Here is a 15165-nt window from a genome sequence, read left to right as displayed (position 1 = left end):
CAGGCCACTGGAAAATGGATAGCAGTCCCATAGAACTCCTTAGAAAGGAGGTGATCCAGGCGCACCTTCCGGTACACCTACCTTGTTACGACTTCGCCCCCCTCGCCAGCCTCGCCCTCAATAGGTTTCCTCCCTTTCGGGTTGGAATACCCATCTTCGGGCGCTGCCAACTCGGGTGGCGTGACGGGCGGTGTGTACAAACCCCGGGAACGTATTCACCGCGGCGTGGCTGATCCGCGATTACTAGCGATTCCGGCTTCATGCAGGCGGGTTTCAGCCTGCAATCCGAACTGGGGGTGGGTTTAAGGGATTAGCTCCCCATCGCTGGGTCGCAACCCGCTGTCCCACCCATTGTAGCGCGTGTGTCGCCCAGGGCATAAGGGGCACGAGTATCTGACGTCATCCCCTCCTTCCTCCGGCTCGTCGCCGGCAGTCCCCTTAGAGTGCCCGGCCGAACCGCTGGCAACTAAGGGCAGGGGTTGCGCTCGTTGCGGGACTTAACCCAACACCTCACGGCACGAGCTGACGACGACCGTGCACCACCTGTGCTGGCTCCCACGTCTTACGACGCGGGTCCCTCCCCTTTCGGGTCAGTACCACCAGCATGTCAAGCCCTGGTAAGGTTCTTGGCTTAGCGTCCAATTAAACCACACGCTCCACCGCTTGTGCGGGGTCCCGTCAATTCCTTTGAGTTTCACCCTTGCGGGCATACTCCCCAGGCGGCCCACTTAACGCGTTAGCTACAGCACGGAGGAATTATTCCCCCACACCTAGTGGGCATCGTTTACGGCTAGGACTACCCGGGTATCTAATCCGGTTTGCTCCCCTAGCTTTCGGGCCTCAGCGTCAGGAACGGCCCAGGAGACCGGCTTCCCCACCGGCGTTCCTGCTGATATCTACGGATTTCACCCCTACACCAGCAGTTCCGTCTCCCTCTACCGTCCTCAAGCCGTGTAGTTTCCAGCGCAGTTCCACGGTTGAGCCGTGGCATTTCACACCGGACTTACACGGCCGCCTACGCCCCCTTTACGCCCAGTAAATCCGGGTAACGCTTGCCCCCTACGTATTACCGCGGCTGCTGGCACGTAGTTAGCCGGGGCTTTCTAGTGGGATACCGTCATCACCGAGGCTTTCCACTCCTCGGCTTATTCGTCTCCCACCACAGCGGTTTACACCCCGAAGGGCTTCTTCCCGCACGCGGCGTCGCTGGATCAGGCTTTCGCCCATTGTCCAAAATCCCCCACTGCTGCCTCCCGTAGGAGTAGGGCCCGTGTCTCAGTGCCCTTGTGGCCGGCCATCCTCTCAGACCGGCTACCCGTCGTAGGCTTGGTGAGCCATTACCTCACCAACTACCTGATGGGACGCAGGCCCCTCCCTCAGCGGAGCAGTTGCTCCCTTTCTTCCGTACCACTTACAGTACGGAACGTATGGGGTATTAGCTGGAGTTTCCCCCAGTTATCCCCCTCTGAGGGGTAGGTCACCTACGCGTTACTCACCCGTCCGCCGCTCAGTCTACTAGACGTCACCCCGAAGGGATCTGTCTAGCAGCTTCGCTCGACTTGCATGTGTTAGGCACGCCGCCAGCGTTCACCCTGAGCCAGGATCAAACCCTCCATGAATAACTCACGAAGGATTTTTAATCCTGATTGTTTTTTCCTTACTTCTGGGACTGCTATCCATTTTTCAATGACCCTTCTCTCTTTCTCCTCTATCCTTATCCAGGTCTTCCTTCATCACGCGATATTTAATTTACCACGTTTAAGCACCTTAGTCAAGTTACGAGAAGGGATATTGTACTATACAATATTGTTAACGTTACCACGTTTCCAGGTGTTTTGCATATACTTATTGCTTTATTCTATACTTTGAAGTCTTTCATTTGCTATATAAATTCTTCAATTGGTTGTAACATATATTCTATTTTTTTATTTTGAAAGGCGTTATAATTAATTTTGGAGGTGAAAATATGGCGTTTCTAAAGTTTAAAATTTCAGCTGAAAGTGAGAATCCTACCAAAACATTAATCAACGCAAGGAATTTCAAAATGATAATTGACGAACCTGAAAGTCTTGGTGGAAAAGATGAAGGCGCTAATCCTGTTGAATATCTCTTATCTGCTTTGGCAGGATGTTTAAATGTTGTAGGTCATTTAGTTGCAAAAGAAATGGGTTTTGAATTAAAAAAATTAAAAATCGACATCGATGGAAATTTAAATCCTGACAAATTTCTAGGAAAACTTTCAGAAGATAGGACAGGATTCACTCAAATTAATGTTTCTCTTTCTCTTGAAACAAATGCTTCTGAAGAAATATTAAAAGAATGGCTAAAAAAAGTCAAACAAAGATGTCCTGTTTCAGATAATTTATCAAATCCTACACCAATAAAATTTTCTTTAAGTAAATTTTGAGAAAATAATGTAAGGAAAGAGCATGAGCAGTAGTTTATATGCTCATGCTCTTTTTTTAATTAATTGTATTTTTCGAATTTTGTATGGATTCAACTTAAATGCTTTCCTATATAAATATTCATTTAACTAAAAACTATTTTAACCCTCCAACGTCCAAAATATTTTTCACACATTTTTTACTTTTCCCTACTTCTATAGCCAACTTTTTAACGAATTTTTCCAAATTTTTAGAACTTTTACAAACTATATATAGTATTGTTAAACTTATAAACTACTATATATGGTATAATTCTTATGCTAAAATTGTCGGAAAGTTATTATAATTATCTTTTAACATTTAATCTGTATTAATTAATGTATTAATCAATAAAAGGGAGGGCTTCTTTATGTATAATGATGTTTTAGAAAAATGGTTAAATGTGGAACCATCTAAGAATGCTTATAAAATTCTTTCCGAAAGATATTTTGTAAGGGATATTAATGGTGAATACTTGGAAACAAAATGGGAAGATGTTTGTAGAAGAGTTGCACGAGTTATTGCTACTTCAGAACTTGTTAATAATCCAGAAATTGAAACATTAGATGACGTAAAAAAACTTGAGAAACTTAAAGAAACAGAAGAAACGTTCTTTAAGTTTCTAAAAGCAAGGCTTTTCATTCCTAATAGCCCTACTCTTTTTAATGCAGGTATGGGTGTACGATACGAGCTTCTTTGGAAACCAATAGAAAATATGACTCTTTCAGATTATTGGGAAATTTTCAATACAAGAAACCATCTTCATATGCTATCAGCATGTTTTGTAGTTCCTGTCGAAGACAGTATTGAAAAAATTTTTGATGCTGTTAAGGAATATGCTCTTATTACAAAAGCTGGAGGAGGGGTGGGGTCGAACTTCTCAAGCCTTAGACCACGTGGAAGCTTTGTTGCAGGAACTCATGGGCAAGCATCTGGCCCCGTATCTTTTATGCATGTATTTAATTCAGCTATTGCTGTTGTCGAACAAGGTTACAAAAGACGAGGAGCTTTAATGGGAATATTAAATATTAACCATCCAGACATCGAAGAATTTATTACAGCGAAAGAGAACAACGATGGTGAAAAAGTCCTAAGATACTTTAACATTTCTGTAGGTATTCCATTTGAGAAAGAATTATTTTTAAAACTTTATGAAGAAAATGGTGAGTTAACTTTAACACATCCAAAATATACAAATGTGAAAAAAATCAAAATAAGAGAACTAATGAACAAAATTGCAAAAAACGCTTGGAAATCAGGAGACCCTGGTTTAGCATTTTTACACGAAATGAATAAATATTACGCTCTATATCCTGAATTAGAAATTGTATCGACCAATCCTTGTGGAGAGATAGGCCTTGCACCATATGAAGCTTGCAACCTAGGCTCAATAGATGTCGCAAAATTTGCAAATGAAAAAGGAAATTACGATTGGGATGCCCTTGAAACAGCGACAAGACTTGCAGTGAGATTTTTAGACAATGTTATCGATGTGAACGTTTTCCCATTGGAAAAAATCACAAAAGCAGTAAGAGATAGCAGAAGATTGGGACTTGGTATAATGGGATTTGCTGACCTTTTATACAAACTCGAAATCCCTTACAACTCACAAGAGGGAAGACAAACCGCAGCCAACTTGATGAGTTTTATTGCCGTACACGCACATGATGAATCAAACAAGCTTGGAAGAGCAAAGGGAAGTTTTCCATTGTTCAAAAAAAGTAGATACTATCGTGAAGAAAACTTTGTTCCTTTTGCAATGGGAATGAGTAAATATGATGACGAGATAAAAGAAATCATGAAAGAAGCAAAGGTAGGTAAAAGAAATGTTGCAGTTTTGACAATCGCTCCTACAGGATCAATTTCAAATATAGCTGACACAAGTAGTGGCTTAGAACCGAATTTTCTATTAGCATACATAAGGTATATGAACAAACATGATGGCACTAAAGAAGCATTATTCTATGCTAATAAAGTCTTAGAACAAAAATTAGGTGCTGAAAGCCTTGAGAAGATTAAAAATGAGTTATTGGAAAGAGGTTCCCTTCAGAACATCGATGATATCCCTGAAAATATCAAAAAAGTTTTTGTTACTGCTATGGATATTTCTCCAATGGATCATTTACTTATGCAAGATGCATTCCAAAGATACACTGATAACAACATCTCAAAAACTATTAACATGCCTTCAACTGCAACTGAAGAAGATGTTTTAAACATTTATCTTGAAGCATTTAAATTAAATGTTAGAGGTTTAACCATTTATAGAGATGGTTCTCTTCAAACTCAAGTTCTCACTGCTGCAAAACAAGTTAAAACAAAAGACGCTCCAAAAGTACAGTTTTTTGTGTTAGATGAAAAGCACAAACTCAGGCCAAAACCAAGGAAAAATACACTCAGAAGTGTTACTAGGAAATACAAATCAAAAAGTAGTACTACTTACATAACAGTTTCTTTCGATGATAACGGAGAAGCTGTCGAAATATTCCTTTCAAATGGTACTGAACTTGCAGAATCAATTGGGAGACTATCTTCAATTGCGTTGAGAGCCGGAGTTTCAGCCGATGAGATACTTGAACAACTTAGAAAAGTTAATGGTGAATATACTAAAGGACTAGCTGAAGAAATTGCAAAAGCTATTGAAGATTTTGTGGAACTTTGGGGCTCCAGCGAAATTGAAAGCAATGAAGCTTTTGTAATTGATGGAACAATAAAATCAGCTGAAGAAGTAGAAAAATTTGTAATGGTAAATGAACTTGAATGGAGTGAAGGTTATTATATAGATGCTGATGGTAACACTTATTGTCCATCCTGTTTATCAAAAAATAGTATCATAAAGCAGGAAGGATGCATGAGTTGCAGAAAATGTGGCTGGAGTAAATGTAGCTGATATGAAAATTGTGTAAAAAAGCTGTGATTACGTTTTTTCATAACTATACATAAAATAAAAGCATATAATACAAGGGGGGAATTCTCCCCCCCCTTTGTTTCTATAATTAATTATTCAATATAATTTGTCATTTACCAGTTCCAATCACAAATGTTTCTCTTGACAAGGAATATCCCGCCAATCTTGCTATTATTCTTGGAATATCAGTATTGTCCATGAAACCTCCAAAATTCTCTGCTCCAGCGCCAAATGCAAATACAGGTACTGGTGCTGCTGTATGATCGTGTGTTGTCCATCCTATTTTTGCTTTTTCACTTATTATTTCTCCAAATACATTGCCAAGGGCATATGGATTAGATGATTTTTTTGCTTCTTTTAATCTTGCTATATCATCTTTCGTCAAATCAATACCAAAGAATTTTTTCACTGCTGCTTTAAATTCTTGTTCATTTTCAACATCATAATTTCTAACCATCCAGTCTGCTGTTTTTTGATATTTTTTTACTAAGTCAGTATCAAGGGTATATCCCCCGGTAGAAAGTCCAAGGCCACCAGTTTCATGATCAGCTGTAACAACTATAAGCGTATCTGGATGAGTTTCCAAAAATTTCAATGCTACACCTATAGCTTTATCAAACTCCATCATTTCTTTCCAAACACCGTATGGATCATTCCCGTGACCCTCCCAGTCTATTTGGGAACCTTCTACCATCAGGAAGAATGGTTGTCCATCTTTGGAAAGTATTTCAAGTGCCTTTTCAACCATCTCATATAACATTGGCTGTTCGCCAGATCGTTCACTTGCAGCAGAAAGGTGACTGGAAGAAAATAATGCAAGTAATCTATCTCCATTGTAATTCATAAGTTCTGATTTTGTTGTAATATAATCAAAACCTTTTTTCTTTGCAAGTGCTATAAGATCTTTTCCATCTTTCCTTTTTCCACCAGTTGCAACAAAATTCCTCCATCCGCCACCCATAACAACATCTATACTACTATTAATTAACTGTTCTGCAAGTGTATTTTCATCCTTTCGGCTTGTTACATGGCCATAAAATGCTCCAGGAGTAGCATGAGTTACTCTACAAGTAACAACTATTCCTGTTTTGACGCCATATTTAGAAACTACTTCAAAAATTGATGGTACAATTGTTCCGTCAGGAAGCATACCAATCATTCCATTGTTTGTTTTGAACCCTGCAGCCAAAGCCGTTCCAGCTGCTGCTGAATCTGTAACCAAAGAATTTGCAGAATATGTTGTAGCAAATCCAACATAAGGTGCTTTCATGATATTCAAAGTTCTTCCTTCGATATAACTTGCCAGAAGTATCTGATTAATTCCCATACCGTCACCAATAAAATAAATAACGTTTTTCACACCAAAGTTCCCAAGTACTATAACCACTAAAAGTAAGCTAAGAAGTAGACTAATGTACTTTTTCATATTTACCCCTCCCATTCATAAAGTTAGATGCTTTTAATTTTACCATACTTTACTAAAAATTAAATTTACCAAATTCACAGCTATTATCAGAAATATAAACAAAATAATCTATTAATTGCTTCTAAACAACAATAATCTATAATAATCCAATATAAATAAAGACAGATTTCTTATACCCTTGTTTTTTGTAAGGAAATGTTGATTAAAAAAGTTTTCTAAATCTTAAAGACATTTTTAGATAATCATTTTTACTCCCTTCTCTAACTCTCAATTTTATTCTCTAATCAAATCAATTAAAACCTCCAACATATTAAGATACCTTTCTAATATTTTCATTAAAAACTCAACCTTTTAATTAAATTAGAAAAACTCAATTTCATCAAACATTTTTGAATTCTTCATTTTAAAGTCCTTATCAGTAATCTCAAAAACAATTAAAAATACAACCAAAAATGAAAAATAAAAATTGTTGCAATGGAAGGACAAAATTTTTGAAACTATACCTATAACTTTGAAAACAAGTTGGATTACATTACTAAAACAAAAAAATTAAAAACATGACTTCAATAGAACTTTGAAGTCATGTTTGTTGTTTATAAATAGCAACTATCCAATTTTTGAAAATCATACAATTTAAATATATTATCTATTTTAATAATATTTTAAGAACTTTTCCACTTCTTGCTTTGTTGGTATAGAACTTTGCGCTCCTTTTCTTGTTACAGATATTGCTGCAGCAGCTGTAGCAAATTTAATAGCTTCTTTTATGTTTTTTCCTTCAGTTAAAGCAACAGCGAATGCTCCATTGAACACATCTCCAGCTGCTGTTGTATCAACTGCTTTGACTTTAAACGATGGTTGCTCAATTATTTGTGTTTCATCAAAATATTTAATCCCTTTATCTCCTAATTTAACTAAAAGTTTTTTCAATCCTAATTTTCTAAATTTATGATAACTATCTTCTAAAGAAATAAATTTACCAAAAAATTTAATTGTTAATAATCTAATTTCTTCTTCGTTTGGAGTTAAATAATCAACATATTCAAATATTTCTTTAGATATACCTTCAACAGGTGCAGGATCAAAAATTACTATTTTACCGCTTTTTTTAAATATTTCCGCTACATATATAGTTGTACTAAATGGTATTTCATTTTGAAGAAGAACCATATTAGATTTGATAAGAATATCTATTCTTTCTTCAACTAGTTTTTTAGTTAAATAATTGTTTGCTCCTTGAAAAATAATTATCCTATTTTCTCCCCATTGAGTAACTTCAATAAAAGCTAAACCGTTACTTTCGTCAACAACATTATAACCTGATATATTTAGTTCATCATATCGTCTTTTTAAAAACTTTCCATATGAATCATTACCTATACAAGTCAAAAAATATAATTTTTGATTTGATAATTTTGCTACTGTAACAGCCTGATTTGAACCCTTTCCTCCAGGAAAGAACTCTAATTTTTTTGCCTTTTGAGTTTCACCAGGTTTTGTAAATTGTTCTACTGATAATACTATATCCATATTAGAACTACCTACAACCGATATCATTTATTTACCATCTCCTTAGTAGATTCTCTGATAATAAGTTGGGGTGATAAAATTACTCCTTTGTTTATTAACTTCTCACCCTTTATAATTTTTAATAATAATTCTGCGGCTTTTTTTCCCATTTCATACATTGGTTGATAAACAGTAGTTAATGGAGGCTTAAAATGTTTTGAAAAAGGAATGTCATCAAATCCCGTAACACTCACATCTTCAGGAACCTTATATCCTTTTTCTTCCAATGCATCAATTACTCCATAAGCAATCAAGTCATTCCCACATAAAATTACATCAGGTAATTCTTTTAATTTTTTAGCTTTTGAATAACCCGCTTCATATGAAAATTCGGTAAAATAATGTTTGAACTTCAAATTTTCGGTTCTAATTCTTTTAACAAAAGTCTCATATCTTATCCTTGCACTAAAAGTTTCTTTGTTTCCATTAATGAAAACAAAATTTTTATGACCTTTTCCTATCAAATAATCTAAAAGCAAATTCATTCCTTTTTTGTTATCAATAATAACATAAGAAGAGTTAATTCCCTGTATAATCCTATCCAGAAAAACTACCTTTAATCCATGTTGAATCTTTTCCAATAACAACGGATTGGAAGATCCAGTACCCGTAAAAAGTAATCCATCAATGTTTTTAGAAATCAAAACCTTGAGAAGTTCTATTTCTTGCATCTGGTTTTGGTCTGAATTGCATAAAATTAAGTTATATCCTTCATTTCTTAAATAGTCTTCTGCTCCTCTAACAATATTTGCAAAAAATGGGTTAGTAATATCTGGTAGAATAAATCCTATTGTTCCAGTTTCACCTTTTCTTAAACTTTTAGCTAAATGGCTGGGATAATATCCAAGCTCTTCTATAGCTTTTTCTACTTTCCGTCTTAATTTTTCTGAAACTGGTGCAGAATTATTTAATACCCTTGAAACTGTTGAAATTGATACACCTGCTTTTTTTGCTACTTCCTTAATACTATGTTTTCCCATATTTCCCTCCAAAGCAAACACTTAGGGGGAAACCCCCTAAGTGTTTATTTCATCATTCTGTTACTAATTTTAACTCAACTGGTATGTAAATTGTATGGGTTTCTAGATATTCGTATGCCTTTTGGACAGCTAGCTGACCCATTAAATATGGTTGTTGAGCGATTGTAGCTGCCATCTCTCCCTTTTTAACTGCTTCAATTGCATCGGGGATAGCATCAAACCCCACAACAATTATTTTATCAAGTTTTCCTGCAGCTTTTATTGCTTCAATTGCTCCTAACGCCATTTCATCATTTTGTGCAAAAACAGCATCAATATCAGGATATGCTTCAAGTAAATTCTCCATTACCGTTAATCCTTCAGCTCTGTTGAAATTAGCTGTTTGTTTTGCTACAAGAACAAGTCCAGGATATTTTTTTAATTCAGTTTCAAATCCCAAGCCTCTATCCCTTGCAGCTGACGTTCCTGGAATACCAACTAGTTCCACAACTTTACCTTTTCCATTTAACATTTCAGCGATAAATTTTGCTGCCATTGCTCCACCCAATACATTATCCGAAGCAATATGTGCTACCACTTTTCCACCATTTGAACCCCTGTCTACCGTTATAACTGGAATCCCTGCATCATTTGCTTCTTCAACAGCAACAACGATTGCGTCACTATCTGTTGGATTGATAATGATTAAATCAACTCTTTGCTGAATCAAATCTTCAATATCATTGAGTTGTTTAGATGGTTTATCTTGAGCATCAACTACAATTAAATCTATTCCCAATTCCTTTGCTTTATCAATTGCCCCATCCCTAAGAGTCACAAAAAATGGGTTGTTAAGTGTAGACAAAGATAGCCCTATTTTGTAGCTAAATGCACTTACCACAAACATCACTAAAATAAGCATCACGAAAAACACTTTTTTCATACTTCCACCTCCTAGTTTTCTCTTTCAAGCAACACCGCAATTAATATGACTATACCTTTTACACCTTGTTGGTAGAATGGAGAAACATTAAGTAAATTTAACCCATTATTCAAGATGCCCATAATCAAAGCTCCAAATAAAGTACCAACAACAGAACCTTTACCACCTGCTAAACTAGCCCCTCCCAAAACAACCGCTGCAATAGCATCTAATTCATATCCCGTACCAAATGTAGGTTGAGCACTGTTTAAACGTGAAGTAAGAATAATAGCACTTGCAGCTGAAAGAAGTCCGCTTATTGTATAAATAATTATTTTATATTTATCTACTTTTACTCCACTAAGTTTTGCGGCAATTTCATTACCACCTATTGCATATGTATAAAGCCCCAGTTTTGTATACATGGATATATAATAAATAATCCCGAATACAATAAACATTATAATAATCGGAATCGGAATTCCTAAGACATCTCCTCGACCTATTGTTCTAAAAGAACGTGGAAAACCTGTTATCGGCATCCCCTGAGAATAAACTAAAGTTAAAGATCTTGCAATCGCCATAGTGGCCAGTGTAACAATAAACGGTTGAATTTTTCCCTTGGTAATAATTAGCCCGTTAACAGCTCCTAAAATTGCCCCAACAAGTAATGCAGCTAATATACCCAAAAATACCGAGCCGCCTTTCACAATCGAAGCCATTACAACTGCTGAAAAAGCCAAAACTGAACCAACCGATAAATCAATACCACCAGAAATAATTACTAAAGTCATACCAAAAGCAATAATTGCTTGGATAGAAACTTGTCTAAACACATTAATAAAATTTGATAGAGACAAAAACCTGTCACTTAACAAAGAAAAGAAAATCACTATTCCAAAAAAACCTACTATCGCTGGATACTCTTTGAGTTTTTTTAAAACATTTCTCCAACTCATTAAATATCAACTCCTGTCGCTAATTTTAATATATTTTCCTGATTTATTTCATCTTTTTCAAGAATACCCATGGATCGTCCTCTATGCATTACCAATACTCTATCACAAAGACTGACAATTTCGGGAAGTTCTGAAGAAATAAATACTACCCCAACACCTTCATTAGCTAACCTATTTACGATATTATAAACCTCAACTTTTGCTCCCACATCGATCCCCCTAGTTGGTTCCACTAAAAAAATTATTTTCGGTCTTTTTCTTAAAACCTTTGATAAAACAACTTTTTGCTGATTTCCTCCCGACAAAGTTTTTACTTTTTGTTTAATTGATGAAACCTTTACTGCATATTTTTCAACTTCTTCCTGAACTATCATTTTTGATTTTTTCCACGAAATTTTCCCAAACTTTGTTACCTCATCAACATTTGGTAAAATTATATTCTTCATCACATCTAAATCTAACACTAGCCCCATTTGTTTCCTGTCCTCAGGAACTAAAGCAATTCCATACTTTAACATGTTTTTACTTGGTAAATAATTTTTCCCATCCAACACTAATTTTTCCCATTTTGAACGCAAGTAACCATATATACCCAAAGCAATCTCCAACTTTCCTGAACCCACTAAACCAGCAATACCAAAAATCTCTCCTCTGTTTACATTGAAAGAAACATCGCGAACATAGTTACCAACCATTAGATTTTCTATTCTAAATATTTCTTTATTTGTAATAACGTTAAACTTTGGATACATTTCTTCGATTTTTCTTCCAACCATCATTTTAATTAACTTTTCTTTCGAAAACTCTTCTATTTTCCCTGTTCCAATAAGTACCCCGTCTCTCAAGACTGTCACTCTATCGGCAATTTCAAAAACCTCCTCAAGCCTATGCGAAATAAAAATGATCGAAATTCCCTTCTTTTTTAAATCTTTTATTATTTCAAAAAGTCTTATAGTTTCATGCTCAGTAATTGCCGCTGTTGGTTCATCCATTATAATTATCTTTGCATTTAATGACAAAGCTTTTGCTATTGAAACTAATTGTTTTTCCGATGTATTTAAATTTTTTATTTTCTCCTCTGCCCTTATTGGAAATCCCAATTCATTTAACAACCGCTCAGCAAACTTCAACATTTTAAATTTTGAAAAAGTAAATTTTTCAATGTTGCCAACAAATATATTTTCAAATACTGTCAATTCCTCAAATAAATTTAATTCCTGGTGAATGGTAGCTATTCCTTCCTTTATAGCTTCTGTTGGATTTGAAAAAAGTGTTTTTTTACCATTAATAATCATTTCTCCAGAATCTGGTTTATGAACACCGCTGATTATTTTGATTAAAGTGCTTTTTCCAGCACCATTTTCTCCCAATAACGCATGAACTTCTCCCTCGTAAAGATCAAAATCTACATTTTTTAACGCAACAACTCCTGGAAAAGTCTTTGTAATTTTCTTCATTTCTAATATCTTTCCCATTTAAAAAATCACCCCAGAAATTAGTATTGCATTACTGTATGGCGTAACATCACCCGTTCTTATGACAGCTACCACTTCTTTAATAGCAGCTTTAAGTTCTTCATGTGTAACTTTCTTAATTTCAACTTCGGGAATATTTTTCCTAAAAATCTGTTCAAAAGCTTTCGAAGATTCTTTTGCAATAACTATTCCTTCAACTTTTAACTCTTTTAATATTACCTTTAAAACTTCTTCAAATGTTGGTTTGCCATAATCAAGAACTATATCTATTCTTTCCACACAATTAGGAATAGGAAATCCCATATCAACAATTGCAATCTTATCTTTATGTCCTAATCTAGCTATTATTCTTGAAATTTCAGAATTAAAAATTCCAGTCTTTTTCAATTTTTTTCACCTCTCTGAAATCGTTTTCGAAAACGTTTTCATAATACTTTTACCAAAAATTCTATACCTAAGTCAAATTAGAAATCTAATAAAATTAACTGAAAAACAGCGAATAATTTCTTTAAAGTGCTATAATCCTATCTTTCGAATATTTTTTCAACACAAACAAAAAACCCCGGTTATACAAATACCGGGGTTTTTAATAACTGTTATTTTTAACTTTAAGATCAAAAACTCACATTTCCAAAAATATCAATGTAGATATTTGACATTTCAAATCTAATTCCTAAATTCACATTATAATCATCATCGTATAGTCCTAACCCTCCGGAAAATTCATCAGTAGATATTTTATGTTCATAACCACCAAACAATTGGAATTTTTCGAAAACTGGAACATACAAGGAGAAATTGTAAGTACCATCCAAGAAAGAATACTTCCCAAGCATTTCCCATTTAAACATTACAAAATTAGTCGAAAGCGAATTTTCTTTATAAAGTAAATCTACGCTCCAGTTGCTACCATTTATTTGTAAAAATACCATGGGATTAAAAGTTTCAATTGAAACTCCACCTAAAACATTGGAATCAATTCCTAAATAATCGAAATTATACCCCGCTAATATGGTATTTTCGTTGTTAAAATAGTTACTTCCGTATGAAACTGAAAAGTTGTTAAAATTAATACCAACGAGGAAAGATACTTGATTGTTATTAATCCCAATATCTCCAAATAACATATCTTTATATGCAATATAAATTCCGTTTCTTGCTCCTTCTATTGGATAATCAATTGGGGTATTGTAATGAGCCATAATTGTAAAATTTTTCCATCCAAAATTTAGTTGTGCATATTCTATATTGGCCCCAGAAAAATTTAAAGCAAAATTGATCTCATCTGAAGGAGTAAAAACTAAAGTTAACGAATTTGTAAAGCTAACACCTTGTAAAATGTTGGTAGGATCATATTTATAAGTTAAATTGAAAGAATAATTTCCGCTGATACCAACTTGCGATTGTGAAGATACCTCTTCAGGGGCTTCAATGGTTAATTCACCATCTTTTTTCACAAGATTAAAAGCCGAATTTTTCCCTCCAAAGCCATCTGGAACATATGCAGGTGAATATGGATCTTCCTTCCAGTTTTGATTACCATTAATAATAAACACATATTTGTATTGATAACTTCCAGGACTTAACTCTAATGAAACTTGCCAATAACCATCTACCATTTTCATCTCTATTGATTGAGGATCCCAGTTGTTAAAACTCCCTGCAAGATAAGCTTTTGAAGCTTCCTTTTTTTCCACTTTGAAATAAACTTTTCCATTAATAACACTAACTCCCAAAGGAACTTCCTCAACTTCCTTTTCAACAACTTCATTTGTTAAACCAGATAATCCTGGAGCTTTTACTGATAGTCTTCCGTTTTCTACATAGACCTCGAGAACAGAATTCTTTCCTCCAAAACCATCCGGAGCATATGCAAAAGCATTTGGATCTTCTACCCATTGTTCCCCATTCACTACAAATTTGTATTGATAAACCCCAGGATCAAGTTCAAGTACTGCTTCCCACCATCCATCATCAATTTCGTACATTTCTAAACTTTCTGGATCCCAATCATTAAAATCACCAGCTATCATTACATAGTCTGCTTCAGGATTGTAATATCTTATAACCACATATCCTTCTCCATCAACAAATATTGTGTCTTCTCTGTTTTCGTTATATTCATATTCCATTTTTTCTTCTACACTTTCCCCAACTGGTTTTATTACTAACTTACCATTCTCATTAGCAAGAAGAAACGCTCCATTTTTCCCTCCAAATCCATCATCAACAAAAGAAGGAGCATCTGGATCCTCTATCCATTGTTCTCCATTTACCACAAATTTATATTGATATTCACCTGGTTGAAGTTCTAGTGAAATCATCCATATCCCATTCACATTTTTCATTGGTAAAGATGTAGGAGACCAATTGTTAAAATTACCAGCTAAATATACTTGTTCTGCATCATATTCAAACGAAAAAAATACTTTATCATTTTCAACATAAACATTTGAAAATGAAAGTATAACTATTGACAATATAACTAAAATAAAAATTTTCTTTACCATTCTCACACCTCCAA

Annotated in this window: 10 protein-coding genes and 1 rRNA gene; 2 read left to right on the top strand and 9 right to left on the bottom strand. The window is 35.0% G+C overall.

The annotated features are described in order from the left end of the window. Positions 1-43: 43 nt before the first annotated feature. Positions 44-1619: ribosomal RNA gene (locus BUB65_RS07920) — 16S ribosomal RNA — on the bottom strand. Positions 1620-1966: 347 nt separating this feature from the next. Between BUB65_RS07920 and BUB65_RS07915 the strand changes: the two genes are divergently transcribed. Together BUB65_RS07915 and BUB65_RS07910 are read left to right on the top strand one after the other, a co-directional pair. Then, positions 1967-2407: an OsmC family protein gene (locus tag BUB65_RS07915; RefSeq protein ID WP_073073931.1), complete on the top strand. Its 441-nt coding sequence runs from the start codon at positions 1967-1969 to the stop codon at positions 2405-2407. A gap of 386 nt (positions 2408-2793) precedes the next feature. Continuing rightward, entirely contained in the window at positions 2794-5313 is a 2520-nt protein-coding gene (locus BUB65_RS07910; protein ID WP_073073929.1) for an adenosylcobalamin-dependent ribonucleoside-diphosphate reductase, read from the top strand. Positions 5314-5440: 127 nt separating this feature from the next. Here the strand turns inward: BUB65_RS07910 and BUB65_RS07905 are convergent, their stop codons facing one another. The 8 genes from BUB65_RS07905 to BUB65_RS08480 all read right to left on the bottom strand — a co-directional run bounded on the left by BUB65_RS07905 (position 5441) and on the right by BUB65_RS08480 (position 15151). Beyond that, the gene (locus tag BUB65_RS07905) at positions 5441-6757 is read right to left on the bottom strand and encodes an alkaline phosphatase (RefSeq protein WP_073073927.1); all 1317 of its coding nucleotides are present in this window, start codon (positions 6755-6757) and stop codon (positions 5441-5443) included. 651 nt (positions 6758-7408) lie between these two features. Further along, positions 7409-8314, bottom strand: a complete 906-nt coding sequence (gene rbsK / locus BUB65_RS07900) for a ribokinase (protein ID WP_073073925.1) — start codon at positions 8312-8314, stop codon at positions 7409-7411. Further along, positions 8311-9306: a LacI family DNA-binding transcriptional regulator gene (locus tag BUB65_RS07895; RefSeq protein ID WP_073073940.1), complete on the bottom strand. Its 996-nt coding sequence runs from the start codon at positions 9304-9306 to the stop codon at positions 8311-8313. Before BUB65_RS07895 ends, rbsK begins: the two co-directional genes overlap by 4 nt. A 52-nt stretch (positions 9307-9358) precedes the next feature. Next, a complete protein-coding gene (locus BUB65_RS07890; protein ID WP_073073923.1) occupies positions 9359-10228 on the bottom strand; it encodes a D-ribose ABC transporter substrate-binding protein in 870 nt (289 codons plus the stop codon). A gap of 11 nt (positions 10229-10239) precedes the next feature. Continuing rightward, complete coding sequence (locus BUB65_RS07885; RefSeq protein WP_073073921.1) at positions 10240-11166, bottom strand: ABC transporter permease; 927 nt, start codon at positions 11164-11166, stop codon at positions 10240-10242. Continuing rightward, positions 11166-12641, bottom strand: coding sequence for a sugar ABC transporter ATP-binding protein (locus BUB65_RS07880; RefSeq protein WP_073073919.1), 1476 nt, complete (start codon positions 12639-12641; stop codon positions 11166-11168). The genes BUB65_RS07885 and BUB65_RS07880 overlap by 1 nt, the downstream gene beginning before the upstream one ends. Further along, positions 12642-13028: a D-ribose pyranase gene (gene rbsD / locus BUB65_RS07875; RefSeq protein WP_073073917.1), complete on the bottom strand. Its 387-nt coding sequence runs from the start codon at positions 13026-13028 to the stop codon at positions 12642-12644. A 227-nt stretch (positions 13029-13255) separates the two neighbouring features. Then, positions 13256-15151, bottom strand: coding sequence for an isoamylase early set domain-containing protein (locus BUB65_RS08480; protein ID WP_073073915.1), 1896 nt, complete (start codon positions 15149-15151; stop codon positions 13256-13258). Positions 15152-15165 lie beyond the last annotated feature (14 nt).

Source organism: Thermosipho atlanticus DSM 15807 (assembly GCF_900129985.1).
GTDB classification, from domain to species: domain Bacteria; phylum Thermotogota; class Thermotogae; order Thermotogales; family Fervidobacteriaceae; genus Thermosipho_A; species Thermosipho_A atlanticus.
Note: the sequence above shows the minus strand (reverse complement) of the source record. Positions and strands in the feature narration are given on the sequence as shown.

Bases quoted from the DNA above. Each gene is read 5' to 3' on its own strand.
- BUB65_RS07915 (WP_073073931.1), top strand. From the start codon at position 1,967: ATGGCGTTTCTAAAGTTTAAAATTTCAGCTGAAAGTGAGAATCCTACC.
- BUB65_RS07910 (WP_073073929.1), top strand. From the start codon at position 2,794: ATGTATAATGATGTTTTAGAAAAATGGTTAAATGTGGAACCATCTAAG.
- BUB65_RS07905 (WP_073073927.1), bottom strand. From the start codon at position 6,757: ATGAAAAAGTACATTAGTCTACTTCTTAGCTTACTTTTAGTGGTTATA.
- rbsK (WP_073073925.1), bottom strand. From the start codon at position 8,314: ATGATATCGGTTGTAGGTAGTTCTAATATGGATATAGTATTATCAGTA.
- BUB65_RS07895 (WP_073073940.1), bottom strand. From the start codon at position 9,306: ATGGGAAAACATAGTATTAAGGAAGTAGCAAAAAAAGCAGGTGTATCA.
- BUB65_RS07890 (WP_073073923.1), bottom strand. From the start codon at position 10,228: ATGAAAAAAGTGTTTTTCGTGATGCTTATTTTAGTGATGTTTGTGGTA.
- BUB65_RS07885 (WP_073073921.1), bottom strand. From the start codon at position 11,166: ATGAGTTGGAGAAATGTTTTAAAAAAACTCAAAGAGTATCCAGCGATA.
- BUB65_RS07880 (WP_073073919.1), bottom strand. From the start codon at position 12,641: ATGGGAAAGATATTAGAAATGAAGAAAATTACAAAGACTTTTCCAGGA.
- BUB65_RS08480 (WP_073073915.1), bottom strand. From the start codon at position 15,151: ATGGTAAAGAAAATTTTTATTTTAGTTATATTGTCAATAGTTATACTT.